The organism is Thalassospira sp. (assembly GCF_002709775.1).
GTDB lineage: Bacteria > Pseudomonadota > Alphaproteobacteria > Rhodospirillales > Thalassospiraceae > Thalassospira.
Genome location: NZ_PAQR01000015.1, coordinates 14443 through 39277, shown reverse-complemented (window position 1 = coordinate 39277; position 24835 = coordinate 14443). Strand labels below are relative to the sequence as shown.

23 protein-coding genes are annotated in these 24835 nt (G+C 57.0%); 14 read left to right on the top strand and 9 right to left on the bottom strand.

Annotated elements, in window-relative coordinates:
• Positions 1–13: 13 nt before the first annotated feature.
• The 5 genes from CMO10_RS07480 to CMO10_RS07460 all read left to right on the top strand — a co-directional run bounded on the left by CMO10_RS07480 (position 14) and on the right by CMO10_RS07460 (position 4933).
• Complete coding sequence (locus CMO10_RS07480; protein WP_297020307.1) at positions 14–1099, top strand: PQQ-dependent sugar dehydrogenase; 1086 nt, start codon at positions 14–16, stop codon at positions 1097–1099.
• 58 nt (positions 1100–1157) lie between these two features.
• A complete protein-coding gene (locus tag CMO10_RS07475; protein ID WP_297020304.1) occupies positions 1158–1385 on the top strand; it encodes a tautomerase family protein in 228 nt (75 codons plus the stop codon).
• Between the two features lie 133 nt (positions 1386–1518).
• On the top strand, positions 1519–2598 hold the full coding sequence (locus tag CMO10_RS07470) for an NAD(P)-dependent alcohol dehydrogenase (protein WP_472910354.1): 1080 nt from the start codon (positions 1519–1521) through the stop codon (positions 2596–2598).
• A gap of 288 nt (positions 2599–2886) precedes the next feature.
• Positions 2887–4209: an NAD(P)/FAD-dependent oxidoreductase gene (locus CMO10_RS07465; protein WP_297020302.1), complete on the top strand. Its 1323-nt coding sequence runs from the start codon at positions 2887–2889 to the stop codon at positions 4207–4209.
• Positions 4210–4225: 16 nt separating this feature from the next.
• Positions 4226–4933, top strand: coding sequence for an SDR family NAD(P)-dependent oxidoreductase (locus CMO10_RS07460; RefSeq protein ID WP_297020299.1), 708 nt, complete (start codon positions 4226–4228; stop codon positions 4931–4933).
• 17 nt (positions 4934–4950) lie between these two features.
• Here CMO10_RS07460 and CMO10_RS07455 read toward each other — a convergent pair whose 3' ends face one another.
• The gene (locus CMO10_RS07455; RefSeq protein ID WP_297020295.1) at positions 4951–5718 is read right to left on the bottom strand and encodes an IclR family transcriptional regulator; all 768 of its coding nucleotides are present in this window, start codon (positions 5716–5718) and stop codon (positions 4951–4953) included.
• Between the two features lie 196 nt (positions 5719–5914).
• Here CMO10_RS07455 and CMO10_RS07450 point away from each other — a divergent pair, with 196 nt between their 5' ends.
• The 6 genes from CMO10_RS07450 (at position 5915) to CMO10_RS07425 (ending at position 11950) form a co-directional block, all read left to right on the top strand.
• Positions 5915–6739: a transporter substrate-binding domain-containing protein gene (locus tag CMO10_RS07450; RefSeq protein ID WP_297020293.1), complete on the top strand. Its 825-nt coding sequence runs from the start codon at positions 5915–5917 to the stop codon at positions 6737–6739.
• Between the two features lie 16 nt (positions 6740–6755).
• On the top strand, positions 6756–7472 hold the full coding sequence (locus tag CMO10_RS07445; protein WP_297020292.1) for an amino acid ABC transporter permease: 717 nt from the start codon (positions 6756–6758) through the stop codon (positions 7470–7472).
• A 2-nt stretch (positions 7473–7474) separates the two neighbouring features.
• Positions 7475–8287: an amino acid ABC transporter permease gene (locus tag CMO10_RS07440; RefSeq protein ID WP_297020287.1), complete on the top strand. Its 813-nt coding sequence runs from the start codon at positions 7475–7477 to the stop codon at positions 8285–8287.
• Positions 8284–9030, top strand: coding sequence for an amino acid ABC transporter ATP-binding protein (locus CMO10_RS07435; RefSeq protein ID WP_297020284.1), 747 nt, complete (start codon positions 8284–8286; stop codon positions 9028–9030). Before CMO10_RS07440 ends, CMO10_RS07435 begins: the two co-directional genes overlap by 4 nt.
• 124 nt (positions 9031–9154) lie before the next feature.
• Complete coding sequence (locus CMO10_RS07430; protein ID WP_297020281.1) at positions 9155–10471, top strand: NAD(P)/FAD-dependent oxidoreductase; 1317 nt, start codon at positions 9155–9157, stop codon at positions 10469–10471.
• A gap of 162 nt (positions 10472–10633) precedes the next feature.
• Positions 10634–11950: an NAD(P)/FAD-dependent oxidoreductase gene (locus tag CMO10_RS07425; protein ID WP_297020278.1), complete on the top strand. Its 1317-nt coding sequence runs from the start codon at positions 10634–10636 to the stop codon at positions 11948–11950.
• 75 nt (positions 11951–12025) lie between these two features.
• On the opposite strand, the gene CMO10_RS07420 is transcribed toward CMO10_RS07425, so the two are convergent.
• The 7 genes from CMO10_RS07420 to CMO10_RS07390 all read right to left on the bottom strand — a co-directional run bounded on the left by CMO10_RS07420 (position 12026) and on the right by CMO10_RS07390 (position 20287).
• Entirely contained in the window at positions 12026–13420 is a 1395-nt protein-coding gene (locus CMO10_RS07420) for an amidase family protein (RefSeq protein WP_297020274.1), read from the bottom strand.
• Positions 13421–13441: 21 nt separating this feature from the next.
• On the bottom strand, positions 13442–14347 hold the full coding sequence (locus CMO10_RS07415) for a 2-hydroxyacid dehydrogenase (protein WP_297020270.1): 906 nt from the start codon (positions 14345–14347) through the stop codon (positions 13442–13444).
• The gene (locus CMO10_RS07410) at positions 14344–15963 is read right to left on the bottom strand and encodes an ABC transporter ATP-binding protein (protein ID WP_297020267.1); all 1620 of its coding nucleotides are present in this window, start codon (positions 15961–15963) and stop codon (positions 14344–14346) included. The genes CMO10_RS07415 and CMO10_RS07410 overlap by 4 nt, the downstream gene beginning before the upstream one ends.
• Entirely contained in the window at positions 15960–16793 is an 834-nt protein-coding gene (locus tag CMO10_RS07405; RefSeq protein WP_297020264.1) for an ABC transporter permease, read from the bottom strand. The genes CMO10_RS07410 and CMO10_RS07405 overlap by 4 nt, the downstream gene beginning before the upstream one ends.
• 1 nt (position 16794) lies before the next feature.
• Entirely contained in the window at positions 16795–17772 is a 978-nt protein-coding gene (locus CMO10_RS07400; protein WP_297020261.1) for an ABC transporter permease, read from the bottom strand.
• An 89-nt stretch (positions 17773–17861) separates the two neighbouring features.
• Positions 17862–19415: an ABC transporter substrate-binding protein gene (locus CMO10_RS07395; protein ID WP_297020257.1), complete on the bottom strand. Its 1554-nt coding sequence runs from the start codon at positions 19413–19415 to the stop codon at positions 17862–17864.
• 101 nt (positions 19416–19516) lie between these two features.
• Positions 19517–20287: a class II aldolase/adducin family protein gene (locus CMO10_RS07390; protein WP_297020254.1), complete on the bottom strand. Its 771-nt coding sequence runs from the start codon at positions 20285–20287 to the stop codon at positions 19517–19519.
• 191 nt (positions 20288–20478) lie between these two features.
• On the opposite strand from CMO10_RS07390, the gene CMO10_RS07385 reads away from it, so the two are divergent.
• The 3 genes from CMO10_RS07385 to CMO10_RS07375 all read left to right on the top strand — a co-directional run bounded on the left by CMO10_RS07385 (position 20479) and on the right by CMO10_RS07375 (position 23714).
• Complete coding sequence (locus CMO10_RS07385; protein ID WP_044830134.1) at positions 20479–21183, top strand: GntR family transcriptional regulator; 705 nt, start codon at positions 20479–20481, stop codon at positions 21181–21183.
• Entirely contained in the window at positions 21180–22226 is a 1047-nt protein-coding gene (locus CMO10_RS07380; protein WP_297020251.1) for a histone deacetylase family protein, read from the top strand. The genes CMO10_RS07385 and CMO10_RS07380 overlap by 4 nt, the downstream gene beginning before the upstream one ends.
• Before the next feature lie 108 nt (positions 22227–22334).
• The gene (locus CMO10_RS07375) at positions 22335–23714 is read left to right on the top strand and encodes an aspartate aminotransferase family protein (RefSeq protein WP_297020248.1); all 1380 of its coding nucleotides are present in this window, start codon (positions 22335–22337) and stop codon (positions 23712–23714) included.
• A gap of 74 nt (positions 23715–23788) precedes the next feature.
• Here the strand turns inward: CMO10_RS07375 and CMO10_RS07370 are convergent, their stop codons facing one another.
• Complete coding sequence (locus CMO10_RS07370) at positions 23789–24832, bottom strand: L-idonate 5-dehydrogenase (protein WP_297020245.1); 1044 nt, start codon at positions 24830–24832, stop codon at positions 23789–23791.
• Positions 24833–24835 lie beyond the last annotated feature (3 nt).

The window sequence follows — 24835 nt, the reverse complement described above, 5'->3', positions numbered from 1 at the left end:
GAGTTTGCGACATATGCCCCACGCCCGAACTGTGCGCTGCTTTGCCCTTGCAGCAGTTTGTGTACTTGGCACATCTGCGACCACAGCATTTGCCAATGACACCAGCTTGACGGGCGAGACGCTATTGGCCGATCAAGCGCGTGACTGGCAGGTGGATGTCATCAGTGATGAGCTTGCCTACCCGTGGGCGATCCGCCCGGTCGACGGGGGCTTTGTCATGACCGAGGGGGAAGGCAATATCGTCCATCTTGTCGATGGTGAGCTGCGTCGTTTTGCCCTGCAAAGCTCGGACCCGGTGGTGCATGAAGGCGGCAGCGGGTTGATGGGGCTTGCCCTTGCCGGTGACTTTGCCCAAAGCGGCAAGGCCTGGCTTTATTACAGCTATCGATCTGATACCGGTGCGCGGCTGAACAAGCTTGTGACGGCAGAATTTGACGGCCAGTCATGGCGTGAAACGGCTGTGTTGCTGGATGGTATTCCCGGTCACCGACTTTATAACGGCGGGCGAATTGCCTTTGGTCCGGATGGATATCTTTATGTCACCACCGGCTGGACGGCTGATCCAGCTTTGCCGCAGGATTTGAACAGTCTGGCGGGCAAGATCCTGCGCGTGACCCCGAATGGCGCCATTCCCGATGATAACCCGTTTCCGGGATCCTATATCTGGTCCTATGGGCATCGCAATCCGCAAGGATTGGCGTGGAATTCGGATGGAGCGATGTACGCCGCCGAGCATGGCCAGTCGGGCAATGACGAGCTTAACCTGATTACGGCTGGCGCAAATTACGGCTGGCCAGAGGTCGAGGGTAATGACAGCCGCGACGGCATGCAAAGCCCGATCATCCATGCCGGGCGCAATACCTGGGCACCGTCGGCGATTGCCATGGTTGATGATGTGGTGTTGATTGCGGCCCTTCGTGCCAAGGCGCTTCTGGCCTATCAGCTTGATGCAACTGAGACGACCGAAGTGCTTTCGACCAATGAACGCTACCGCGATGTCTTGCCGCTTGGGGATGCGCTTTATGTGATTACCACCAACCGCTCCCCGCGAAGCTCCGGCCCGAATGAAGGTGATCGATTGCTGCGCATCACGCCTTAATGGTTTGCGGTCGGACCGTTCCCATATCCAATTAAACTTCAAACAAAGGACGACCCAAATGCCCCATGTCATTGTCAAAGCCTGGCCGGGAAAGACTGAAGACGAGAAGAAGCGTCTGGCAGATGCCATCACCAAACATGTGATGGAAATCTTTGAATATGGCGACGAAGCCGTTTCGGTTGCGATCGAGGAAGTCGGTCCGGAGAGCTGGAAAACCGACGTCTATGAACCCGATATCAAAGCCAAGCCGAACCAGCTTTACAAAAAGCCCGGGTATGAGATGTGACGGGCAAGTACGCCCGCAGGAAATGATAGCTTTCAATTTATGAGCCCTGCTCATCATAGAAAGAAAATAATACCGTCTAATCACTAAGTTTGATGGCGCGTATCTTTCGAATTATGGGCGCGGATTTCGCGCCATGACTTTTACCAACACTATGGAGGTTGCTTTGGCAGTTAAGGCTTTTGGTGCCTATGCAGGTGATAAACCGCTTGAGGCCATGGATATCGAACGCCGCGCGACAGGCGCGCACGATGTCAAAATCGAGATCGCCTATTGTGGTGTCTGTCACTCGGACCTGCATCAGGTGCGCGCAGAATGGGGCGGAACCCGTTGGCCTTGCGTGCCCGGTCACGAGATTGTTGGTCGCGTCACCGAAGTTGGCGGCCATGTGAAGAATTTCAAAGCCGGTGATCTGGTGGGTGTCGGCTGTATCGTTGACAGCTGCGGCGAATGCCCGGAATGCGCAGACGGTTATGAAAACTACTGCGATGGCATGATCGGGACCTATAACTTCCCGACCGAAGATGCGCCGGGTCATACCCTTGGTGGGTATTCGCAGCAAATCGTGGTCAATGAAGGCTATGTGCTTCATGTCAAACATGACGAAGACAAACTTGCCGCTGTGGCACCGCTTCTTTGCGCGGGCATTACCACCTATTCCCCGCTCAAGCACTGGAACACCGGTCCTGGCAAGAAAGTCGGCATCGTCGGCATCGGTGGCCTTGGCCATATGGGTGTGAAAATCGCCCATGCGATGGGCGCACATGTTGTTGCCTTCACGACATCTGAATCCAAACGCGAAGCTGCCCTGGCCCTTGGCGCGGATGAAGTTGTGGTGTCACGCAATGAAGACGAAATGGCAGCCCATGCGCTGAGTTTCGATCTGATCCTTAATACCGTGGCAGCGCCGCACAATCTTGATGCCTATATCAATCTGCTCAAGCGTGATGGCACCATGACCCTGGTTGGCGTTCCGGCCGAAGCACATCCGGCCCCGAATGTCGCGGCCCTGATCTTCAAGCGTCGTTCGCTTGCAGGCTCGCTGATCGGTGGCATTCCGGAAACCCAGGAAATGCTCGATTTCTGTGCCAAGCACAACATCGTCGCAGACATCGAAATGATCCGTGCGGATGAGGTTGATGCAGCCTATGACCGCATGATCAAAGGCGACGTCAAATACCGCTTCGTGATTGATACCGCGTCGCTTGCGGGTTGATCAGACGATTGATCATGCATCTTTGATGATCTGGATGGCCCCTTGCCGGTTGTCGGCGAGGGGTCATTTATTTGCGGGCTTCAGGGCACCGTCTCAAATGGCTCATGCGTTATATTGTGGAAATTATGATTATTATTATCACATTATAAAAACGCAGATGGAGTGGTTTGCGGTCTTCTGTCATGGCTTGGAGATACGTTTTTCATCGTGATCTTTCCAAGCTCCCCACCGGCACAGTTTCAGTTGTTTTGCGTTTGCCGGATGCGGGTATTTCGACAGGACACCGCTATGAGCAAGTTTTCCCCCTTTGAGACAACGCTGTGGTATGCGACCGCGGCAGACGCCCCCGAAACCACCCCGCTTGTCGGCCGCAAGCAGGCCGATGTCTGTGTTGTTGGGGCGGGTTTTACCGGCCTAACCACCGCCCTTGAACTGGCCAAGAAAGGCGTTCGGGTGGTTGTGGTCGAAGCACAGGAAGCCGGGTTTGGCGGGTCTGGACGCAATGCCGGTCATTGCACGCCGACCTTTAGCTATTACAGCCTGCCATCCTTGCGCAAAATGCTGGGCGCGCCCTGGGCGGAACGGTTGATCGCGCGCCAGCTTGGCGCGAATGAGCGCGTCAAGGAGATGATCGCGCAATATGACATCGACTGTAACTGGGTTCAGAACGGCTACGTGATGGGGGCCTTGCGCCCCGGTGCACTGTCCACCCTTCAGGTCAAATCGGAAAGCTATGCCGAGGCGGGCGCAAAGTGCCGGATCATTGATGCCGATGAAGTCGAACGATTGACCGGAAGCCCCCGCTTTTATGGCGGCTGGTATCATGCCGAGGGCGGACATATGAACCCGCTTTCCTATTCGCGGGGGCTTGCGCGTGCGGTGCAGGCCGAGGGCGGTGAAATCTATACCAGTTCACCAGTCTCAAACGTTGTACCTGCAGAAGGCAAGTGGGAAGTCAAAACCCCAACCGGTGAGGTGCTGGCCGATAAGGTGATCTTTGCCACCGGAGCCTACACCGTTGACGGCTGGAAGGGGCTTGATCAGAGTTTCAAGATCATGAAGGTCTTTGTTGCCGCGACCCAACCGCTGGACCCCGAAATCCGCAAGCAAGTCCTGCCGCACAACACGACGATGCATGACGGGCGCGGGGACATCTATGTTTACAAATACAATCACGAAGGCCGCATCGTGGCATCGATGTTCCCGATGGGGCGTCGCGGGGCCGATCCGGCCTACACCCGTCAGGTGATGACCGATCGCCTTAAATTCCTGCATCCTCAAATCACCCAGGACATCCGTTGGGAATATTTCTGGTTTGGCGAGCTTGATATGCAGATGAAAACCATTCCGCGCCTGTATGGCCTTGCCCCGGGCATTGTTGCCTGCACGGGGCTTTCGGGGCGCGGCGTTCCTACCGGCTCAATGTTGGGCGGGATACTTTCCGAATGGGCGCTTGATACGCCCGAGGACCAGCTCGATCTCAAGATCGAGCCACTTCACAAGGCACCCTTCTTTATGTCTTTCGCCCCGAAAATGCGGTTGCGCTATTTCCGTTATCAGGATGCCCGCGCCGCACGACGCGAGGGTGCCGAACTGCCACCACACGCCTGAATGAGGGTTTAGAGTAATGAGTGAGACAAAAACAATTCTGATTTCCGGTGCCAATCGCGGCATTGGCGATGCGACGGCGCGTGCCTTTGCCGATGCTGGCTGGAACGTATCGATGGGCATGCGCAAGCCTGTCATGCCAGCCTGGGCCGATACGGTCGACACGGCCAAGCTGCAGGTCGTTGCCTATGACGCGACCGACGCAGAAGCCCCGAAAAAATGGGCACAGCAAGCCCGCGAAAAGTTCGGTGGCATTGATGCCGTGGTTGCCAATGCTGGCATCATGGTGCGCAAAAGTGCGGTTGATGTCACCGATGCAGAGTTTGATTCGCTGATGGACGTCAACGTCAATGGTCCGCGCCGTCTGGTGCAGGCCTGCTGGGACTCGCTTCTGGAAAAAGGCCATGGCCGGGTCGTGATCGTCTCGTCCCTGTCGGGCAAACGGGTGAAATCGGCGATTTCAGGTGCCTATTCAGTGTCGAAATATGCGGCCCTTGGTTTGAGTCACGCATTCCGTCATGCAGGCTTCGAGCAAGGTATTCGCACAACCGCCGTCTGCCCGGGATTTGTCGCGACCGATATGGGCACCCCGCTTGCCGGCGGTAACACGGACGGACTGACGACGGCAGAAGATGTTGCTGGGTCCATCTTCCACGTTGTCAATCTGCCCAACAGTGCCAGCGTTTCCGAGCTCTGGATGAACTGTTCGCTCGACGACTCTTACTGATCAGATTGATCTGAACGCTATGCGGTGATTTCTGCGATTTCCTGTCGCAGAAGTGCTGCGTAGTGATCAAACATCCCGGGTGTCATTTTCGCGCACAGCAAGGTGAAGCCAAGCGATGCTGTCGGCTTTTCGCCTTCCTGCATGATTGGCATGGCAACGCCTGCGATACCCGGGATCAGTTCACCATCATCAATGGCATAGCCGCGTTCACGGGTGCCGGCGATCAGGTCCTGAATTTTTTCCCGTGTCAGGTTTTTGTAGGGGGCATAGCGCCCCATATTTGCACGAATGATGAAGTCCTGCTCGTCCTCGTCAAGAAAGGCCAGCATGGAAATCGATCCGGGGCCGACGCCGATCGGGACGGAACCGCCAATGGTCCCGGTCAGGGTCGGGACGATGCATTCACCATCGCGACGATCCAGACAGACCGAGTCGTGATTGAAACGCGCCATCAGGTGAATCGTATCGCCAGTTTGACGGCGTAATCGCGCCAACGCCATTTCGCAGCGACTGACGAGTCCCGGGCCGCGTGCAGCACGCGCACCATAGACCGCCATCCGCGCACCCAGGCGATAGGAACGGCGCTTGTCATCGCGGGCCAGAATTTTGTGGCCGACTAACGTATTGAGAATCCGATGACATGTTGCGGTGTTGAGTTCGGAAAGTTCGACCAGCTCCTTGAGCGAGACGCCCTCGACCTTGCCATTGGCAATCAGGTCAATCAGCAAAACGGCCCGATCAAGAAGCTGGGCGCCACCGGATGATGTTGCAGTTTTTTGACTCATTTTCTCACATTATAAAAAATGGAAACTCGTTAGCTTGTATTATGAGAATTAGAAGGGTTCAATGCCCAAAATTAAGTCGCCCTAAAAATCGTGATTACGAAATGAGCGATTTGATTTCGACAGACAAGACTCCTTCCCGGAACTTGTCGCCACCACTAACGCATATTTCGATGTGCAAATTGTCAGGGAAGTAAAAATGACCAAATTTGGAAAGCTCGCTGTTTCGGCTGTTGCCCTTGCATCTGCAGTTGCTGCCAACAGCGCCGTTGCTGATACGCTTGAAGATGTAATCGCACGTGACACGCTGATCGTTGGCGTGAAGAACGATTACCCGCCTTACGGATACCTCAACGATGCTGGCGAAACGGTTGGCTTTGAAGTCGAGCTCGCAAAATACGTTGCCAAAGAACTTCTCGGTTCGCCCGACAAGATCGAACTTGTCCCGGTCGTTGCGGCAAACCGTATCCAGTTCCTTGAAGCAGGTCGTGTTGACGTCATCTTCGCCACCCTTGGTGTTACCGATCAGCGCGATGAAGTCATCGACTTTACCGTTCACTATGTCAGCGCAGCCGGTCCGTCGGTTCTGATGCCCGAAGCAACCACAGTTAATAGCTGGGAACAGCTTAAAGGTCAGCCGATCTGCGGCATTCAGGGTTCCTACTACAACAAGAAAATGACCGAAGAATTCGGCATCAATCTTGTGAACTTCAAAAACCAGGCGGATGCGTACCGTGCGCTGAAAGACAATCGCTGCATCGGTTTCGTCTTTGACGACATGACACTGCAGAAGAAACTCGAAGAAGCGGATTGGTCTGAATATAAAATCGCCGTTGCCCCATACGAATTCCTGCCGATGGCAGGTGGCCTGCGTGAAGACGATGCTGCATTTGCCGAAGCCGTTAACAACGCAATCGTCAAAGCCGAAGGCGAAGGCAAGCTGATCGAATGGGAAACCGAGTTCGGCATGCCGCATTCGGATTACATCGCCAAGCGCGCCGAAGCTGCTGCGGCACAGAACTAAGCAACGGAGTAGCTAGTTGTTCGGACTCGATTATTCCTGGCTCGCCGACCCGGCCTATCAAAACTGGCTGGTCACCGGTGTGATCAATACCCTGGAACTTGCGGCGCTCTCATCGAGCGTCGCTATCCTCATCGGTATGCTCGGGGCCCTTGGGCTTTCGCTGCGTGTCTTCTGGCTTGATGCCCTGATCGAATTTTTTGTCGAAGTGTTCCGCAACACCCCGCCACTTCTGCAAATGCTGTTTGCCTATTTCACCCTGTCGACCCTGGGGCTGAAAACAACTGATCCGGTCACCGGACTTGAGGTGCCATTGCTCAGTGCGTTTGCCTGTGCATGCATTTCGCTCAGTCTGTTTGGTGGCGCGCTTGCGATCGAGGCATTCCGGTCAGGTCTTGAAACCATGCCAAAGGCCATCACGGAAGCTGGTCGGTCGCTTGGATATAGTCGTTGGGCCCGCTTCTGGCGCATCGAAGTACCGATTGCTTCGCGTGTTTGTCTGCCGTCTTTGACAAACATTCTGACCAACCTGTTCAAGACCACATCACAGGCATCGGTGATCACCGTGCCGGAGCTGATGTACTACGCAGGTCAGATTTATAACGACACCTTCAGAACGCTCGAAGTCATGATTCTGATCCTGATCATCTATGTCGTTCTGGTGTCGATCCTGTCTTATGGCATGAGCCGCCTTGAGGCCTATCTGACACTGCCCGGCTATGGAAAGGGACAATGAACATGACATTCGAACTTTCCTATGAGGGCAAAAAACGCCTTGTGATCGGCGGCGTTCTGGCCGCGATTGCGGCCTGGATCGCAGTTGATGCCATGGCTGGCGGGGCAGAACATTGGGCGCGTGTTTTCGTGCGTTTGCCATTGCTTCTGACCGGTCAGGGTGATGGCTGGCCGATCACGGGCGGTTTTGCGCTCAATATCCTGCTGTCGATTGCTTCCATGGCTGTGGCGACTGTTCTTGGCACGCTGCTGGGGATTTCGACCCTGGCGCAATCGCCCTATTTGCGTTTGCCAGCCTTTTTTATCATGAACTTCCTGCGCAACTCGCCCTGGCTTGTCTTGCTGTTTGCCATGCTGTTCATTCTGCCGTTCCAGGTAGAGGTCTTTGGCCTGCGCATTCCGTTCCCGCCCTTTGTCAAAGCGGTGATTGGTCTGGCCTTGCCGACCGCAGCCAACCTTTCGGAAGTTGTGCGTGGTGCTGTGCAGTCCATCCATAGCGGACAATGGGAAGCAGCCCGTGCGCTTGGCTATACGACGCCGCAGATTTATCGCCATGTCATTTTGCCACAGGCGCTGCGTCGCATGATCCCGGGCTGGATGAACCTTTATGCCCTGCTGACCATTGCGACCGCGCTTGCCACCGTGACCGGTATCCAGGACGTGTTGACGATCCTCAACACGTCGCTCGCAATGGAGAGCGAACGCGTGCTGGTCTATTTCTATCTTACAACTCTCTTCCTGTTCTTTGCCTATTGCTATCCGATCGCGATCTTCGCGCGCCGGCTGGAACGTGCTGTGAAAGGTGACAACATATGAAGCGCTCCGAAGCTTTGATCGAGATCGATAACATCCATAAGTCGTTTGGCGACTTCGAAGTTCTCAAGGGCATCTCGCTTTCGGTTAATGAAGGTGAAGCTGTCTGTATCATCGGACCGTCCGGTTCGGGAAAATCGACCGTGCTGCGCTGTATCAACGGCCTGCTTCCGATCGATGAAGGGTTTATCCGCGTTGGCAATCATCGAGTGCATGAACTGCGTTCCGAAAAGGAAATGCGTCCCTTGCGCCACCAAGTCTCGATGGTGTTCCAGCAATACAACCTGTTCCCGCACAAGACGGCCCTTGAGAATATCATGATGGCACCGATCCAGGTGCTGGGCCATGAGCGTGCCGAGGTCGAAGACCGCGCGCGCAAATTGCTCGAAAAGGTTCGTCTTGGCAACAAGGCGGACAGTTATCCCGGGATGCTTTCGGGTGGTCAGCAACAACGTGTTGCGATTGCCCGGGCACTGGCGATGCAGCCGGAAGTCATCCTGTTTGACGAAGTCACCGCCGCCCTTGATCCGGAAACGGTCAAGGAGGTTCTGCTGACCATTCGTGAACTGGTTGATGATGGCCTGACCTGTATTCTCGTCACCCACGAAATGAAGTTCGCCCGCGAGGTCGCCGACCGGGTCTGCTTCACCGATCGTGGTCTTATCGTCGAGAATGCCCCCCCTGCAGACCTGTTCGACAACCCGCAAGACCCACGTACGCGCGAGTTCCTCGGACAGGTTCTCTAAGATCTTTAAGCCGGGTCATTGAGGCAAATTTTGACCCGGCCGTCCTTTCAAGAAATGTGCAGTGCCGTGCGGCGCTGACGCCACCCTGTTATCCCAAGAAAGGCGGGCAACTGCCCGACGCATCATGCCTCGTTTTGACGATATCTACGCCCCGGACTTCAAGGAAAAGCCTTATTGGTGGGAAGTCGGTGAGCCGGAAACCAACATGGATCCGCTGCCGACACGCGCCGATGTGGTCGTCATCGGATCGGGTTATGCCGGTCTGAATGCCGCAACCCATCTTGCCCGTGCCGGGCGCGATGTGGTGGTGATTGATGGTGATCGCATTGGCGAAGGGGGCTCGACCCGATCGGGCGGCATGGTCTCAAGCGGGCAGAAGCTTGTCGTTGGCGGTGCATTGACCGGGGTTGATCCGGAATTGATGTCGCGTCTGATCGGGGAAAGCAACGAAAGCTTCGATTACCTCAAAACCCTGATCGATACCGAGGGTCTTGATGCCGGGCTTTCGGTCACCGGGCGTTTCTTTGGTGCGCATTCGAGTGCGAATTTTGAAACCCTGAAACATCACGGCGCCCTGCTTGCTGACAAGACCGGTGTAAAGGTCCATTTCCTTGATCGCGATCATCAACGCGAAGCCATCGGATCGGATTACTATCACGGCGGCATGGTGGTTGATGATTATGGCGGGTTGCATCCTGGCATGTATCACAAGGCTTTGCGGGAACGCGCCAAGGCAGCCGGTGTCGCACTGCGTTCGCATGCCCGGGCCGGCGTTGTCCGCGAACTTGATAACGGCGAGAAAATGGTGCCGACCGCACGTGGTGAAATTCGCACCCCGCATGTGATTACCGCCACCAACGGTTATACCGGTGCCGATGCAACGCCAAGCGTTGCGCGCCGCGTTGTGCCGGTCAAAAGTTATCAGATCGCAACCGAACCGCTACCGGCAGATCTTTTGGCGGAACTGATCCCCAATGCGCGCATGGTATCTGATACCCGTCGCGATCTGATCTATACCCGCCCGTCACCCGATGGCACGCGTCTGCTGTTCGGGTCGCGTCCGGGCGCGTTTGATATGTCAGACAAGGCTGCTGCCAAGCGCCTTTATGCCCGCATGATCACGATCTGGCCGCAACTGCGCGGCACCAAGATCACCCACGTCTGGAGCGGCCGGGTTGCCATGACGGTCGATAAAATCGCCCATCTTGGGGACCGCGATCAGACCAGTTTTGCGGTTGGGTGTAACGGGAATGGTGTCGCCCTGATGACCTATCTTGGCTATCAGACGGCGCGCAAAATCCTTGGTGAACAGAACCAGCCATCCGCCTTTGACCGGGACAAATTTATGCCGGTTCCATTCTACAACGGCAAACCGTGGTTTGTGCCGGTTGTGGCCGGGTGGTACCGCCTGCGTGATTTCCTTGAACGGTCGCGCGGATAAGCCTGATTTTCCAAACGCACGCCCGAATATGGTGCGTGCGTTTGGCATAAACCCCTTTTTATCAATTGCTTGGTGCCGGGCCGTAATCGTGATTACCATCGCGATCGATCTCGTGACCCCATCGGCAAATGACCACTGCACTTTGGCCAAGGAGTTCTCAAAGTGTCCGTACCTCATCTTCAGGTATTTGAAACTGCCCGTCCGTTCCCTGAAAAAGTCGATGTCGCCATTATTGGCGGCGGCATTGCCGGTATCACCGTCGCCATGTTTTTGGCGGAGGCCGGGATTTCCGTTGCCGTTCTTGAAAAAGGCCGGGTCGCGGCCGAGCAGAGCTCGCGCAATTGGGGGTGGACGCGCCAGATGGGGCGCGATCCGGTCGAGCTGCCCTTGACGATTGAAAGCCTAAATCTCTGGCGCGATCTTGACCGGCGCTTTCAGATCAATACCGGCTACCGTGAAACCGGCATTACCTATGTCTGCCGAACGAAGCGCGAAATTGACGAATTCACCAAATGGGGTGAATACGCCAAGGCGGCCAAAATGCCGTCAAAAGTCCTGAACGGGCCGGAACTGCAAGACTTGATCCCGGGACTGTCGACCGATTTCAAAATGGCGCTGCATACCGCCAATGACGGGCGGGCCGAACCGGGCCAGGCCGTGCCGGAAATGGCACGCGCGGCAGATCGCCTTGGTGCCACCATCGTTCAGGATTGTGCGGTGCGCGGTATCGAAACAACGGCCGGTCGCGTTAGCGCGGTTGTCACGGAAAAGGGTACGGTAAAGGCATCGTCGGTCGTGGTTGCCGGTGGCGTGTGGTCGCGTCTGTTTCTTGGCAATCTCGGGATCAACCTGCCGCAGCTTAAAATCCTTGGTACGGCCTGTCGTGTTGAAGGTGTTGCTGATGTCTCGGAAATGCCGGTTGGCGGTGGCGATTTTGCGTTCCGCAAACGCCTTGATGGCGGTTACACCGTGGCCGAACGCAGTGCCAATGTTTCACAGATTACCCCGGACAGTTTCCGGCTGTTTCGCGACTATATCCCCAACCTCAAAACCAGCTGGCACGAACTGCGCCTTCGCATCGGCAAGACCTTCATCGAGGAATGGAAAACACTGCGCCGTTGGCAGCTTGATGAAGTGACCCCGTTTGAAAAAGTCCGTGTGCTTGACCCGGCACCGCATCAGCCGTTCGTAGATAATGCGATGGTCAACCTGACCCGGGCACACCCGGCCTTTGCCAACGCAAAGCTGACCCATACCTGGTCTGGTGCCATGGATGTCACCCCGGATGCCATCCCGGTGATCAGCAGCATCGAGCGCATACCGGGCCTTTTCGTCTCAACCGGCTTCTCCGGCCACGGCTTTGGCAGCGGACCGGCTGGTGGTCGCCTGATGTCCGAACTCGTCCGCGGCGAAACGCCTTGCGTCGACCCAACCCCGTTCCGACTGACCCGGTTCAGAAATACGAACGCAGAAGCATAACGGTATCTATTTTCGCCGCGATGAAAAGAGCCGCAGCTGTTGAATTCAGACAACTGCGGCTTTTCTGTTTTGAGATCAAAGCGTCACTTGCGGCAGGCCGAAGCCTTGCTCCAAGACTTCGCCGGCAGTCAGGCAGATGTCCTCACGCCAGGGGGCGCTGACGAGTTGGACGCCAGACGGGATGGTGTTTTCAACGCCCGAGCAGATCGAGATCGCCGGCAGGCCCAGAAGCGGGATGGCGATTTGCGGGAGTTGGGATTCCCAGAGGCGGGTCAGGGTTTCGGACCCTTCAAGATCCTCGTCCTTGCGGAAGGGCAGTTCGGCCGAGACCGGCATCAGCACGACCGGATAGTTTTCCAAGAACGCCCGCCAGGCGCGAATGAGGGCCGAGCGGCGCAGGAAGAGTTGGCTGAAGGCGGCTGTATCAATGCCCGCTGCACGGTCGGCATAATGTTCGAGCAGGGCAATCGCGCCCGGATCATCTTCTTCACGCGCTGCGGCCAGTTTTGTCGCGTGATCGTCCGACAGCCAAAGGTCGATTTGCAGCTGTACAGCTTCGCGGATTTCGGGGATGTCGGGGGTATCGACGATCCAGCCCGCCGCGCGGAAAATTTCCGCGGCACGCTCCAAGTCCGCAACAATCCGTGGATCGGTATTGATGCCGCCCGGATGGGTGACAAGCGCAACCCGCTTGGCGAAGTCCGGGCCGCGAAGTGGCATCGGAACACTCCAGGCGTCTTCAGGCGCATAACCCGCCATGCCTTCAAGGCCAAGCCTGAGATCATCAACACGGCGCGCAAGCGGGCCGGATACCGCCATCAGCTGGGCACCAATCGGGCGATCACCCCCGGTCTGGTTGAACATCGGAATGCGGCCATGGGTCGGGCGCAAACCCTGAATGCCACAGGCATAGGCCGGATAACGCACGGAACCGGCGATATCCGTACCATGGCCGATATGACCAAGACCGGCCGAGGTCGCAGCCCCCGCCCCGCCCGATGAACCGCCCGGCGTCAGGGACGGGTTATGGGGATTAAGGGTCGTTCCGTGCATTTTGTTCGAGGTAAACCAGCGGTACGAGAAGGCCGGCGTGTTGGTGCGCCCGATGACAATCGCGTCCTTGGAGCGGAGGTTGCGCAAAAACGGGCTGTCCTGGGTTGCGATCAGATCGGCGGCCAGCATCGTGCCATTGGTGGTGGCATAGCCCGCCTGATCGGAGATCACCTTGATCGTGACCGGCACCCCGGCCAGCGGCCCCACCGGATCGCCCGCGGCAATGCGGGCGTCAAGATGTTCGGCATCTTTCATCGCATCAGCAGCACAATCCTGAACGATGGCATTGATGCCCGGATTGATGCGCGCCACACGATCAAGTGTTGCACGAATGACCGAGGTCGCGCTGAGCTCGCCGGTTTTGATGCGACGGGCCAATTCACGGGCGGAAAGGGAGTTCGGATCAATGCTGGTCATGTGGGGCGCTACCTTTGCTGGTTAAGCCGAGAGGGGCACGATTTGGAGTTGGGTGCGGCGGATGGAAAGGACCGTGGTTTGCGGTTCGCAGATGCTGGCAACATGCGGGGTGACGAAAACCTTGGGGTGGGTCCAGACCGGATGTTCGGGTGGCAAGGGTTCGGGATCAAACACATCAAGCGATGCACCCGACAAATGCCCGCGATCAAGGGCATCAATCAGCGCCACCTCATCAACCTGCCCACCACGACCAAGATGGATCAGGGCAGCGCCCTTGGGCAGCTTTGCCAGTGTTTCAGTGCCAAAGATCCCCTTGGTCTGTTCGGTCAGGGGCAGGACATTGATCAGGATGTCGCTTTGGGCGAGGAAATCATCAAACATGCCCGCGGTGTAATGGATGACACCATTTTCTGCTGGCTGCGGATGGGAGCGAGAATAGCTTGCCACCGGGTAGCCAAGTGCGACCAGCGCCTTGGCCACCGCCCGGCCCATATGACCAAACCCGGCAACCCCGATCCGGCGGGCCTGTGGGGACAGACCCGTCAGATGACGTTCCCAATGGGCGATTTTCTGATTGGCAAGGTAATTGCCCATGTTGCGATGATGCCAAAGCACATGGAAGGCAGCGAAGCCTGCCATCTGGCGCGCCTGATCAGGGTCTTCGACCCGGTGAACCGGCAAGTTTGGTGGCCGCGACGGGCAGGCCATGATCGCATCGACCCCGGCCCCGATGGAATAGACTGCCTTAAGGTTCGGATAGGCGACAAAGGCATCATCCGCCGGGATGAAGGTAACCATGAAGCTGACATCTTCGGGCCGGTCGATTTCGTCTGGCAGGCGGAGGTCAAGCTCAGGCGCCAGGGCCTCGAAATGCGGGCCATAAATGCCCCGCAAATCGAGCCTGCTGCACGATAGAACACCAATCATGCCGTGGCTTCTTCGGGTTCGGCCCAATCAGCCCCCGGCACAGCGGCGAGAAGCTGACGGGTATATTCCTGCTGCGGGTTGAGGAAGATGTCCTCAACCCGGCCGATCTCAACCAAGCGACCCTTTTGCATCACCGCAATCCGGTCACAAAGCTGGGCGGCGACACGCAGGTCATGGGTGATGAACAAGATGGAAAGCGACAGCTTTTCACGCAGGTCGCGCAACAGATCAAGGACCTGCGCCTGAATGGACACATCCAAGGCCGAGACGGCCTCGTCCGCGATGATCAGTTCCGGTTCCATCGCCAAGGCACGCGCAATACCGATACGCTGACGCTGCCCGCCGGAAAATTCGTGCGGATAGCGCATGGCGGCATCCGCCCCAAGCCCGACAATCTCAAGCAATTCACGGGCTTTGGCCTGTGCGTCTTCTTTCGGCACACCACGGTTGATCGGGCCATCGGTCAGCGCCCCCATGATCCGCTGACGCGGATTGAGCGAGGCATAAGGATCCTGAAACACCATCTGGACCTTGTTGCGCTGCTGGCGGAGTTCTTCCTCGGACAATACTGCAAGATCAACACCGCCGACCATGACATGGCCGCCATCGGGCGTTACAAGACGCACAGCCGTGCGGCCAAGGGTGGATTTGCCAGAGCCGGACTCGCCGACCAGACCAAGTACTTCGCCACGCGCCACGGTCAACGACACATCATCCACCGCATGGACTTCACGGACAGGCTTGAACAAACCGCCGCCGGTCCGGAAGTTTTTGCGAAGGTTCTTGATTTCAAGCGCTGATATGTCGCTTAACTGACGTGCGTCCGGAAATTTTCCGGTTGGAATGGCATCAAGCAAGCGTTTTGTGTATTCGTGCTGCGGATTATCAAGAACTTCCGCCGCATCGCCGCGTTCAACGAGCTTGCCTTCACGCATGACGATGACCTGATCAGCAATCTCGGCCACCACGCCAAAGTCATGGGTGATGAACATCACCGCCATGCCGCGACGTTTGCGCAGATCAAGAATGAGCTTCAGGATCTGGGCCTGTGTCGTGACGTCAAGGGCGGTTGTCGGTTCATCGGCGATCAGGAGTTTCGGTTCCAGCGCCAGGGCCATGGCGATCATCGCGCGTTGGCGTTGACCACCAGAAAGCTGGAACGGATAGGCGCGAATGATCTTTTCCGGATCAGGAAGCCCGACCTCGCGGACGAGATCGAGTGCGCGTTTGCGGCGTTCGGACTGGGTATAGAGACCGTGGGCGGCAAAGACCTCGGAGATCTGATCGCCAATGCGCATCAGCGGGTTAAGGGCCGTCATCGGCTCCTGAAAGATCATGGCGATCTGTGCACCACGAAGGGCCTGTTTGTCGGCTTCGGGCAGGCGCAGGACATCGCGGGCTTCAAACATGGCGCGGCCGGATTTGACGTCAACACCCTGGGGCAAAAGCCCCATCAGGGCATTGGCCGTCATCGACTTGCCAGAGCCCGACTCGCCCACAACACACAGGATTTCACCCTTATTGATGGTCAGGCTGACATTTTCGACCGCAAAGGGACGGTCGGCCCCTTCGGGCAGACCAATGGTCAGCCGTTCAACTGTCAGAGTCTCACTCATGCTTTGCCCTTTCGCGACAGATGCGGATTGAAGGCATCATTGAGCCCCTCACCAATCAGGTTGAGTGCAAGAACAGTGATGACGATGGCAATGCCCGGGAAGAAGCTGAGCCACCAGCTGGTCCGAATGACCGTCCGGGCAGCCCCGATCATGTAACCCCACGACATGGCGTTGGGATCACCAAGCCCGAGGAACGAAAGCGAGCTTTCAAGCAGGATCGCGGTTGCCACCATGAGGGATGCCATGACGATGATCGGGGATACCGTATTTGGCAGAACCTGCTGGATCAGGATGCGCGGTTTGGACAGACCAGCCAGACGCGCGGCATCAACAAATTCACGGGCGCGCACCGACATGACTTCGGCACGCACAAGACGCGCGACCGGAGGCCAACTGACAATCGCGATTGCCAGCGTGATCGAGAACAGGGTCGGCTCAAAGATCGCGACCAGCACAATCGCCAACGCGAAGTTCGGGATGGTCTGGAAGAACTCGGTGAAGCGCATCGCACCTTCATCGGCGTATCCGCCGTAGAAGCCAGCCAGCGCACCGAGCGGCACACCAATCAAAAGGGCCACCAGCGTCGAGACCAGCCCGACCAGAAGAGAAACCTGCGCCCCGTAGGCCAGTTGGGCTGCGACATTACGGCCGAGCGTGTCGGTGCCAAGCGGCAAACCATCGACGGCAAAGGGGGCAAGGAACGGGCGCTGGACCATTTGCCAAGGCCCATCGGGGAAGAGCAAGGGGGCGATCAGGGCGATGACGATCACGGCAACCAGCATGACCACGCCGATCATGGCGCCCATATTGCTTCTGAAACGTTTCCACATGTCAGCTACGGGCTCCGATACGGGGATCGACAATGCGATAGACAATGTCGGTCACAATGTTGAACAGGATCACCATGGCGGCAGAGACAAGGAACACGCCCAAAATCGTGTTGTAGTCACGTGCAGCCAAGCTTTCGAACATCAGACGCCCAATACCCGGCCAGGCAAAAACGGTTTCGGTCAAAACAGCCCCGCCGACCAGCTGACCGGCCTGCAGGCCCGCCAGTGTCACCACAGGGAGGATGGCATTGCGCAGGATGTGGCGGCGGCGAATGACCGCGTCCGACAGGCCCTTGGCCTTGGCGGTTTTGACGAAATCAAGCTGCGAAACTTCGAGCATGGAAGCACGCGCCATACGCATGTAAACGGCTGTGAAGAACAGACCCAAAGTCATGGCCGGCAAAATCAGGTGACGCCCAATATCAAGAACGCGTTCCAGACCGGTGTAATTGGCGCCCACGGTTTCATAGCCAAAGCCCGGCAACCATCCAAACCATACGGAGAACACCAGAACGGCCATAAGTGCCAACCAGTAAAGCGGTGTTGCATAGAATAAAAGCGCCATCGTCGTCAGGGCGGTGTCAGATGGCTTACCCACGCGGGCGGCGGCGGCCACCCCGAAGGCAATACCCAAGGCAAGCGAGACGACAAAGGCGGTCAGCGTCAGCAACAAGGTGGCGGGCAGTCGATCGGCAATCAGGTCAACGACAGGCGCGCCCTGACGGAAGGAATAGCCAAGATCAAGTTGCACGATGCCTGCGACGTATTTGCCAAGCTGGACATACATCGGCTGATCGAGCCCGAAGCGTTCGCGCAGCTGTTCGATCATTTGTTCGTCAGCGGCACCAGCTTCACCCGCAAGCACAACAGCCGGATCACCGGGTGCGGCATGGATGAGGAAAAAGTTCAGAATCGCAATGGCCAGCAAGGTCAGAATAGCCTTGGAGAGCCGCGATACGATCACAGCGAAAATGGTCATATGGCCCCGTGGAATCCCATATTTGAAAGCCCCGCGATCTGCGGGGTATCAGAAAAAGGGGCGGGCCGAAGATTGGCCCGCCCGCAGACTCATTTTTCAATCCAGGCGTTACGCGGACCGTCATTGATACCGATGGCCGTCGTCACCAGATCGTTGACGTTGCAACGGTAGATGGTCGGGAAGGTCAGCTCCTGCATCCAGGCAACGGGCACGTCATCGACGATTTCCTTCTGGATTTCGAGGTAGGCTGCTTCGCGCTCTTCCGGGGTTACCATGGTTGCGGCCGCGGCCCATTTTTCATCGAGGGACGGGTTTTCGTAACCCTCGACATTGTTCCACGGGCTGCCTTTCTTGATGCGGTCGGCAGTATAGTTGCGCGATACACCAAGGGCCGGATCACCGTACTGATAGAGATAGGTGAAGGCCATGTCATAGTCCCACTGGGACGTTTTTTCGTTCCAGCCTGCGACGTCGGCACTGTCGATTTCGACATTGATGCCCACTTCGCTGAGGTTCTGACGCACGGCTTCGGCCCAGCGCTGCCAGGTTTCACCGTATGGCAGCGGCAGGATGCTTACCGGTTCGCCGTCATAGCCCATCTCGGCCAGGAGTTCCTTGGCCTTGTCCGGGTTGTGATCATAGATGGTCACATCATCGGAATAAAAGTTGGTGCTTGATGCGATCGGGCCGGTCGCGACCTTGCCATAACCGTTCCAGACCACGTCCTTCATGAATTCACGATCCATGGCGTACATGACAGCCTGACGGAACTTCTCGTTTGCGGTCGGACCTTCGCGGTTATTGAGCCACATCCATGACAGCGGCGCGAGGAATTCCCAGCCCTTTTCGGTGACGCAAACGCCATCCATTTCGGCCAGACGCGGGATATCCCAGTTTTCAACCGAACCACCCGGCAGAACGTCAACTTCGCCGGTTTCAAACGCCACGGCACGGGCCGCCGCATCCGGAATCACGCGATAGAAGACTTCATCGAGATACGGCAGGCCATCAACATAGTAGTCCTCGTTCTTAACAAGGTGGATGTGGCTGCCCTTGACCCATTCGTCAAACTTGAACGGACCGGTGCCAATCGGGGTGGCGTTGGCCGGGTTGTTGGCGAAATCGGTACCTTCATAGATGTGCTTGGGCACGATCGGCATGGTACCGTTTTCAAAGGCGTTGATGAACGGACCAAACGGTTCTTTCAGCTTGAAGACAACCGTCATCGGATCCGGTGCGGTGATGCTTTCAACATAGGCCAGCGACGCACGCAGACGGGCATGGGTTTCACGCAGGAAAACATCGGCCGAGAAGACCACGTCGTCGGCCGTGAACGGCTCGCCGTCATGCCATTTGACACCTTCGGTCAGCTGGAAGGTGTAGGTCAGACCGTCTTCGGAGATGTCCCAGCTTTTGGCCAGACTCGGCATCGGGTTCAGATCGCTGTCATAGCGCAGAAGGCTTTCATAGATGTCACCAGCAACCAGCTGGGTCGGACCATTCTGAATGAGGCCGAGCATCAGTCCCGGCGGTTCGGGCTGAACAACGATGTCAAGACGACCGCCAGCTTCCTGGGCGGCCAAAGGCGACGCCAGGCTGGCAGCGATTAGGAACGTAGTCGCTTTCAGTTTTAGGTATTTCATAGCAATCCCTGATTGTTTTCTGGATTTCAGATTTTTGTTGTTTTTGTTTTTACGTAGTCGGCCTTGGTCCAAAGCCAGCAAGTGCGGCTTCGGGCGCTGGATTACCCGAGGTAACCCGGTGCGCTGACCTCGAGCCTGCGGAGTTGGGCTGCCCATTCCGGGTCTGATTTGCCCTTGTTTTCAAAGGAGTCGTACATCGATTGGTACTGGCCAGCGGTGTGTTCTGCGACATCGTGCGACAGCACAACCGGCGTCAGTCCCATGCCAAGGGCCGCCACCTGCGCCTTGCAGGACCGTTCAAGATTAAGGGCCAGTTTGACGGCCTCGGCCACCGAACGGCCCAGCAACAACGTGCCGTGATTGCGCAGAAGCATGACCGATTTGTCGCCGAGATCGGCAACGATGCGCGCGCGTTCTTCAAGATTAAGGGCAATGCCCTCGTAATCATGGAAAGCGATGCGGTCATAGAACTGTGCCGACCACTGATTAAGCGGTAGCAGGCCTTCCTTGTTTGAGGAAACAGCAACGCCTGCGACGGTATGGGTATGGAGCACACAGGCCGCGTCATGGCGCGCCATGTGGACCGCCGAATGAATGGTAAAGCCCGCGGCATTAACACCCGCGCCATAGGGATCGTCGATCACGGCACCGGTTTCGTCGACCGTGACCAGATTGGCCGCCGTGACTTCGTCAAAGCGAAGGCCATAGGGGTTCAGCAGGAAGCGCTGTTCGCCGCCCGGCCCGGAAGGAAGGCGTGCCGAAATATGGGTGTAGATCCCGTCATCCATGCCTTCGAGCGCAATCAGCCGATAGGCCGCCGCCAGATCGCGTCGAATTTGAGAAACCGATTGCCCACTCGCACCATCACGCATTGATGCCGCCCTTTCGTATTCGTGTTGTCTTTTTTGATTTGTTCAAGGCTGCGGGATGATCCTTGCGCAGTCAAGTAAATTGTCGACAATCTACAATTCGTTCCCTAGACTGATCTCATCATGCAAATTCGTTTGGCATTGTTTTCGCGCTTCCCACATAGAACCCAGACACATCTTTTTCAGGGTCGTACATGACAGAAACACAGCCATCTTCCGGCTTCCAACAGCTTGATCGTGAAGGACTCGTACAGCGCGTCGCCAAACTGCTGAGCAAAGCGATCATCAGTGGACAGCTTGCCCCCGGGGCACGGTTATCCGAATCGGTTGTTGCCCGCGAATTGGGCGTCAGCCGCGCGCCGGTTCGCGAAGCGGCACGGTTGCTTGAAAGCTCAGGCCTTGTGACATCGGAACCCAACCGGGGCTTTTTCGTCCGTCAGGTTTCGGCCAAGGCGCTTGATGATCTTTATGAGTTGCGGCTGGCGATTGAGACCGCCGTGATTGTGCGGCTGGTGCAAAACTGGACGGAAGAAACCGACAAGATGCTTTCCGCGCAGGTGCGCGAGCTGCATCGGGTTGCGATTGAAGACACCGATATCTTCACCCAGGTCGAAGCCGACATGCAGTTTCACCGGCTGATGTGTACGGGCAGCGGCAACCCGAAATTCCTGACCGTGTTTGAACAGATCGCCATCGAGACCGAGTTCAGCATCATGCTGATCGGGCAGCTTTATGATGATCCGACCCGGATCGCCGAAACCCACGAACCGATCCTTGAAGCGCTTCGTGCGCAGGATACCAACCAGGCTATTGAAGCCATCCGCTACCACCTTTCCGAGGCGCAACGCATCGTCACCAAACAGTTCCGCCTCCTCGAAGAAGGTAAGACTTCGATATGAAATGCTTCTACGCCCCCGAAACCGAAACGCATGATCCGCTGTTTCGACTGACCCATGGCAAGCTTCAGCGCAATGCCGAACAGGCCGAACGTGCAAGGCTTCTTCTTGCCGGACTTGATGCGCTGTCGCTTTCCGTAACTGCACCGGCACCTGCCCCACGTGCCGCACTGGAAGCCGTTCACACCAAACGGTTTCTGGGCTTCCTTGAAACCGCCTGGACCGAGTGGCAGAAGCTGCCCGATGCCGGGCCGGAAGTCGTGCCCAATGTCTTCCCTCGCACCACCACCGCGTCCTATCCCGAAACCATCGTTGGCCGTGCCGGTTGGCATATGGGCGATACATCCGCACCAATTGGCGAGCATAGCTGGCGGGCGGCTGTGCGCGCAGCCGATTGCGCGGTTGCCGCCACCGACGCGGTTTTAAATGGCGATGCCTTTGCCTATGCGCTTTGTCGTCCGGCGGGGCATCACACCAGTGCCGAAATTGCCGCCGGTCATTGTCTTTTGAACAATTCGGCGATTGCCGCCGCACGGTTACGCACCGGGTTTGATCGGGTTGCGACACTTGATATCGATGTGCATCACGGCAACGGCACGCAGGATATTTTCTATGACCGCGATGATGTCCTGACGGTATCGATCCATGCCGACCCCACGGACTATTACCCGTTCTTTACCGGCTTTGCCGGGGAAACCGGCGCTGGTGCCGGGACCGGCTATAACCTTAATATCCCCCTGCCTCGCACCACCACTGATGCCGTCTGGCTTTCAGCCATTGATACCGCCCTTGCGCGCATTGACGCGTTCAAACCCGATGCCCTGGTCCTGAGCCTTGGTCTTGATACCCACGAAGACGATCCGTTGATGGGCATGAAAATATCCTGGGACGGATTGCGCATTGCGGGCGAGAAAATCGCAGCGGCGGGCTATCCGACCGTGATCGTGCAGGAAGGCGGTTATCTGTCGCCGGCGCTTACCACCTCACTGAGCTCTTTCCTTTCGGGCTATCTGGGGGCAAAGATACCTGTCCTTGAGCCCAACTAAGCCGCGCTATGTAAAGCCACCGATAGCGCGTTTCGCCACTACCAAGTAACATGCACCAAACAATGGCCGCCCCAGATACGGGCATCCTCATTTAAACGGGAGTTTCACATGAACCATCGGCCGAATTCGCTCCACATGTCGGACATCGCCCACTCGATGCATCCCTATACCAACATGCGCCTGCATGAGGAAAAGGGCCCGATGATCATGACCGAGGGCAATGGCGCGCGCGTCACCGACAGCGAGGGCAAGGAATATATCGAAGGGTTGGCTGGCCTGTGGTCGGTTGCCGTTGGTTTTTCCGAAACCCGTCTGGCCGATGCCGCTTATGCGCAGCTCAAGCGTCTTCCGTATTATCACAGCTTTGCGCACAAGGCGCATGAGCCGTCGATCCGCCTGGCCGAAAAGCTGGTTGAAATGACGCCCGAAGGCCTGAACCGTGTGTTCTTTACCAACTCCGGCTCGGAAGCAAACGACACCGTCGTCAAAATGGCGTGGTTCCTGAATAACGGTCTGGGTCGCACGAAGAAGAAGAAGTTCCTGTCGCGCACCAAGGCCTATCACGGGATTACCATTGCATCGGGTTCGCTGACCGGCCTTGCCGGCAACCAGAAGGACTTTGACCTGCCGGCCATTCCTGTGACGCATCTGACCTGCCCGCATTACTGGCGCTATGGCGAAGAAGGCGAAACGGAAACCGAATTCACCGCGCGCCTTTTGAAAGAACTTGAAGACACCATTCTGGCCGAAGGCCCGGACACCATCGCAGGCTTCATCGGCGAGCCGGTCATGGGTGCTGGCGGCGTGATGACCCCGCCGGAAGGTTACTGGCCGGGTGTTGCGGAGATTTGCCGCAAGTATGACATCCTGCTGGTGTCGGACGAGGTCATTAACGGCTTTGGCCGCACCGGGGAGCGTTTTGGCTGCGAGAAATATGGCTTCACGCCAGACATTCTTGTGACCTCCAAACAGCTGACCTCATCCTATATGCCGCTCGCCGCCATTGTGGTGAATGACAAGGTCTATAACGCGATTGCTGATAACACCGCCAAGCTTGGCAATTTCGGCCATGGCTTTACCGCAACCGGCCATCCGGTTTCCTGTGCGGTCGGATTGGAAAACCTCAAGATCATTCAGGAACGCGATCTGATGGGTAATGCCAAACGTCTGGAACCGATGTTCCAGGACGGCTTGCGTGCCTTCTCTGATCATCCGCTGATTGGTGAAATTCGTGGTGTTGGTTTGATTGCCGGCCTCGAGATGGCAGACAAGAAAACCAAACAGCCGTTTGGCAAACCGGGTGCGGTTGCCGCCAAGGTTGTGGCATTGGCCGCCGAAGAAGGGCTTATTGTCCGCAATGTCTATGACACGGTGGCCCTTTGCCCGCCGCTGATCGTGACCGAAGACGATGTGCGTGAAATCCACGCCCGCCTTGGTCGTGCGCTTGATCGCGCACTTGAATGGGCCAAGTCCGAAGGCATGCTCTGATCTGAAAAAGCATTGGCGCAGCGCGATCAAAAATCGTGCTGCGCCAAATGTAAAAGCCGCATTAGCGGCGAAGCTCAGCTGGCGAAAGACAGCTGCACCTTGACCGATTTGCTGCGGTCACGGGCGACATCAAATGCCTCTTTGGCGGTTTCGAGCGGATAGGTCTGGGTGATGACCGGCGCAACATCGATCTCGCCGCTATCAATCATCCGCACGGCATCGCCAAATTCCGTATGGAAGCGGAACGTGCCGGTAACGGTGATTTCCTTGGCAACCAGCGGGTTGAACGGAACCGGCATTTCACCAGCAACACCAACCTGAACAAGAATGCCTTGCGGACGCAGCGTGCTGATGGCTGTGCGCAGTGCCGCCGGTGCGGCCGAACATTCAAGGCAGACATCGAAATGCCCCTTGTCACGTTCATAGGCCGTCAGCTCATCACCCGCCGTTGCAATATTGATGGTGTGGGTCGCGCCCATTTTGCGCGCCACGCCAAGGGCGAAATCCTGCAGGTCGGTAACCACGATTTCAGACGCCCCTGCGCGTTTTGCCGCCGCGGCACACAGGCTTCCGATCGGGCCGGCCCCGGTAATCAGGACTTTCTTGCCACTGAGATCACCGGCACGCGCCACAGCATGCAGACACACCGCAAGCGGTTCTGCACAGGCCGCACGACCGATATCGGTGCTATCGGCAATCGGATAGCATTGCCCCTGACGCACATTGACCAGATCACGGAATGCGCCCTGAATATGGGGCATCGGCATGGCTGAGCCAAAGAACTTCATGTTCAGGCAATGCTGTTGCAGATCCTGCTGGCAATATTTGCAGGTGCCACAAGGGTGGCTTGGATTGATCGCGACCTTTTGTCCAACCGAAAATCCGGTGGCATCCGGTCCAAGGGCGACGATTGTTCCGGCCGCCTCGTGACCAAGAATGATCGGTTCGCGCACGCGGATCTGACCGATGCCGCCTTCGAAATAGTAATGCATGTCCGAACCACAGACACCGCCAGCCCCGACACGGATCAGGATTTCATCACCGACCGGATCGGTGGTTGCTTCGGTTTCGATCCGCAGATCGTCTTGGCCATACAGACGGCAAACACGTGTTTGCATGAT

Bases quoted from the DNA above. Each gene is read 5' to 3' on its own strand.
- CMO10_RS07405 (WP_297020264.1), bottom strand. From the start codon at position 16,793: ATGTGGAAACGTTTCAGAAGCAATATGGGCGCCATGATCGGCGTGGTC.
- CMO10_RS07480 (WP_297020307.1), top strand. From the start codon at position 14: ATGCCCCACGCCCGAACTGTGCGCTGCTTTGCCCTTGCAGCAGTTTGT.
- CMO10_RS07375 (WP_297020248.1), top strand. From the start codon at position 22,335: ATGAACCATCGGCCGAATTCGCTCCACATGTCGGACATCGCCCACTCG.
- CMO10_RS07390 (WP_297020254.1), bottom strand. From the start codon at position 20,287: ATGCGTGATGGTGCGAGTGGGCAATCGGTTTCTCAAATTCGACGCGAT.
- CMO10_RS07370 (WP_297020245.1), bottom strand. From the start codon at position 24,832: ATGCAAACACGTGTTTGCCGTCTGTATGGCCAAGACGATCTGCGGATC.
- CMO10_RS07435 (WP_297020284.1), top strand. From the start codon at position 8,284: ATGAAGCGCTCCGAAGCTTTGATCGAGATCGATAACATCCATAAGTCG.
- CMO10_RS07385 (WP_044830134.1), top strand. From the start codon at position 20,479: ATGACAGAAACACAGCCATCTTCCGGCTTCCAACAGCTTGATCGTGAA.
- CMO10_RS07430 (WP_297020281.1), top strand. From the start codon at position 9,155: ATGCCTCGTTTTGACGATATCTACGCCCCGGACTTCAAGGAAAAGCCT.
- CMO10_RS07420 (WP_297020274.1), bottom strand. From the start codon at position 13,420: ATGACCAGCATTGATCCGAACTCCCTTTCCGCCCGTGAATTGGCCCGT.
- CMO10_RS07395 (WP_297020257.1), bottom strand. From the start codon at position 19,415: ATGAAATACCTAAAACTGAAAGCGACTACGTTCCTAATCGCTGCCAGC.
- CMO10_RS07415 (WP_297020270.1), bottom strand. From the start codon at position 14,347: ATGATTGGTGTTCTATCGTGCAGCAGGCTCGATTTGCGGGGCATTTAT.
- CMO10_RS07400 (WP_297020261.1), bottom strand. From the start codon at position 17,772: ATGACCATTTTCGCTGTGATCGTATCGCGGCTCTCCAAGGCTATTCTG.
- CMO10_RS07410 (WP_297020267.1), bottom strand. From the start codon at position 15,963: ATGAGTGAGACTCTGACAGTTGAACGGCTGACCATTGGTCTGCCCGAA.
- CMO10_RS07440 (WP_297020287.1), top strand. From the start codon at position 7,475: ATGACATTCGAACTTTCCTATGAGGGCAAAAAACGCCTTGTGATCGGC.
- CMO10_RS07470 (WP_472910354.1), top strand. From the start codon at position 1,519: ATGACTTTTACCAACACTATGGAGGTTGCTTTGGCAGTTAAGGCTTTT.
- CMO10_RS07380 (WP_297020251.1), top strand. From the start codon at position 21,180: ATGAAATGCTTCTACGCCCCCGAAACCGAAACGCATGATCCGCTGTTT.
- CMO10_RS07460 (WP_297020299.1), top strand. From the start codon at position 4,226: ATGAGTGAGACAAAAACAATTCTGATTTCCGGTGCCAATCGCGGCATT.
- CMO10_RS07455 (WP_297020295.1), bottom strand. From the start codon at position 5,718: ATGAGTCAAAAAACTGCAACATCATCCGGTGGCGCCCAGCTTCTTGAT.
- CMO10_RS07450 (WP_297020293.1), top strand. From the start codon at position 5,915: ATGACCAAATTTGGAAAGCTCGCTGTTTCGGCTGTTGCCCTTGCATCT.
- CMO10_RS07475 (WP_297020304.1), top strand. From the start codon at position 1,158: ATGCCCCATGTCATTGTCAAAGCCTGGCCGGGAAAGACTGAAGACGAG.
- CMO10_RS07465 (WP_297020302.1), top strand. From the start codon at position 2,887: ATGAGCAAGTTTTCCCCCTTTGAGACAACGCTGTGGTATGCGACCGCG.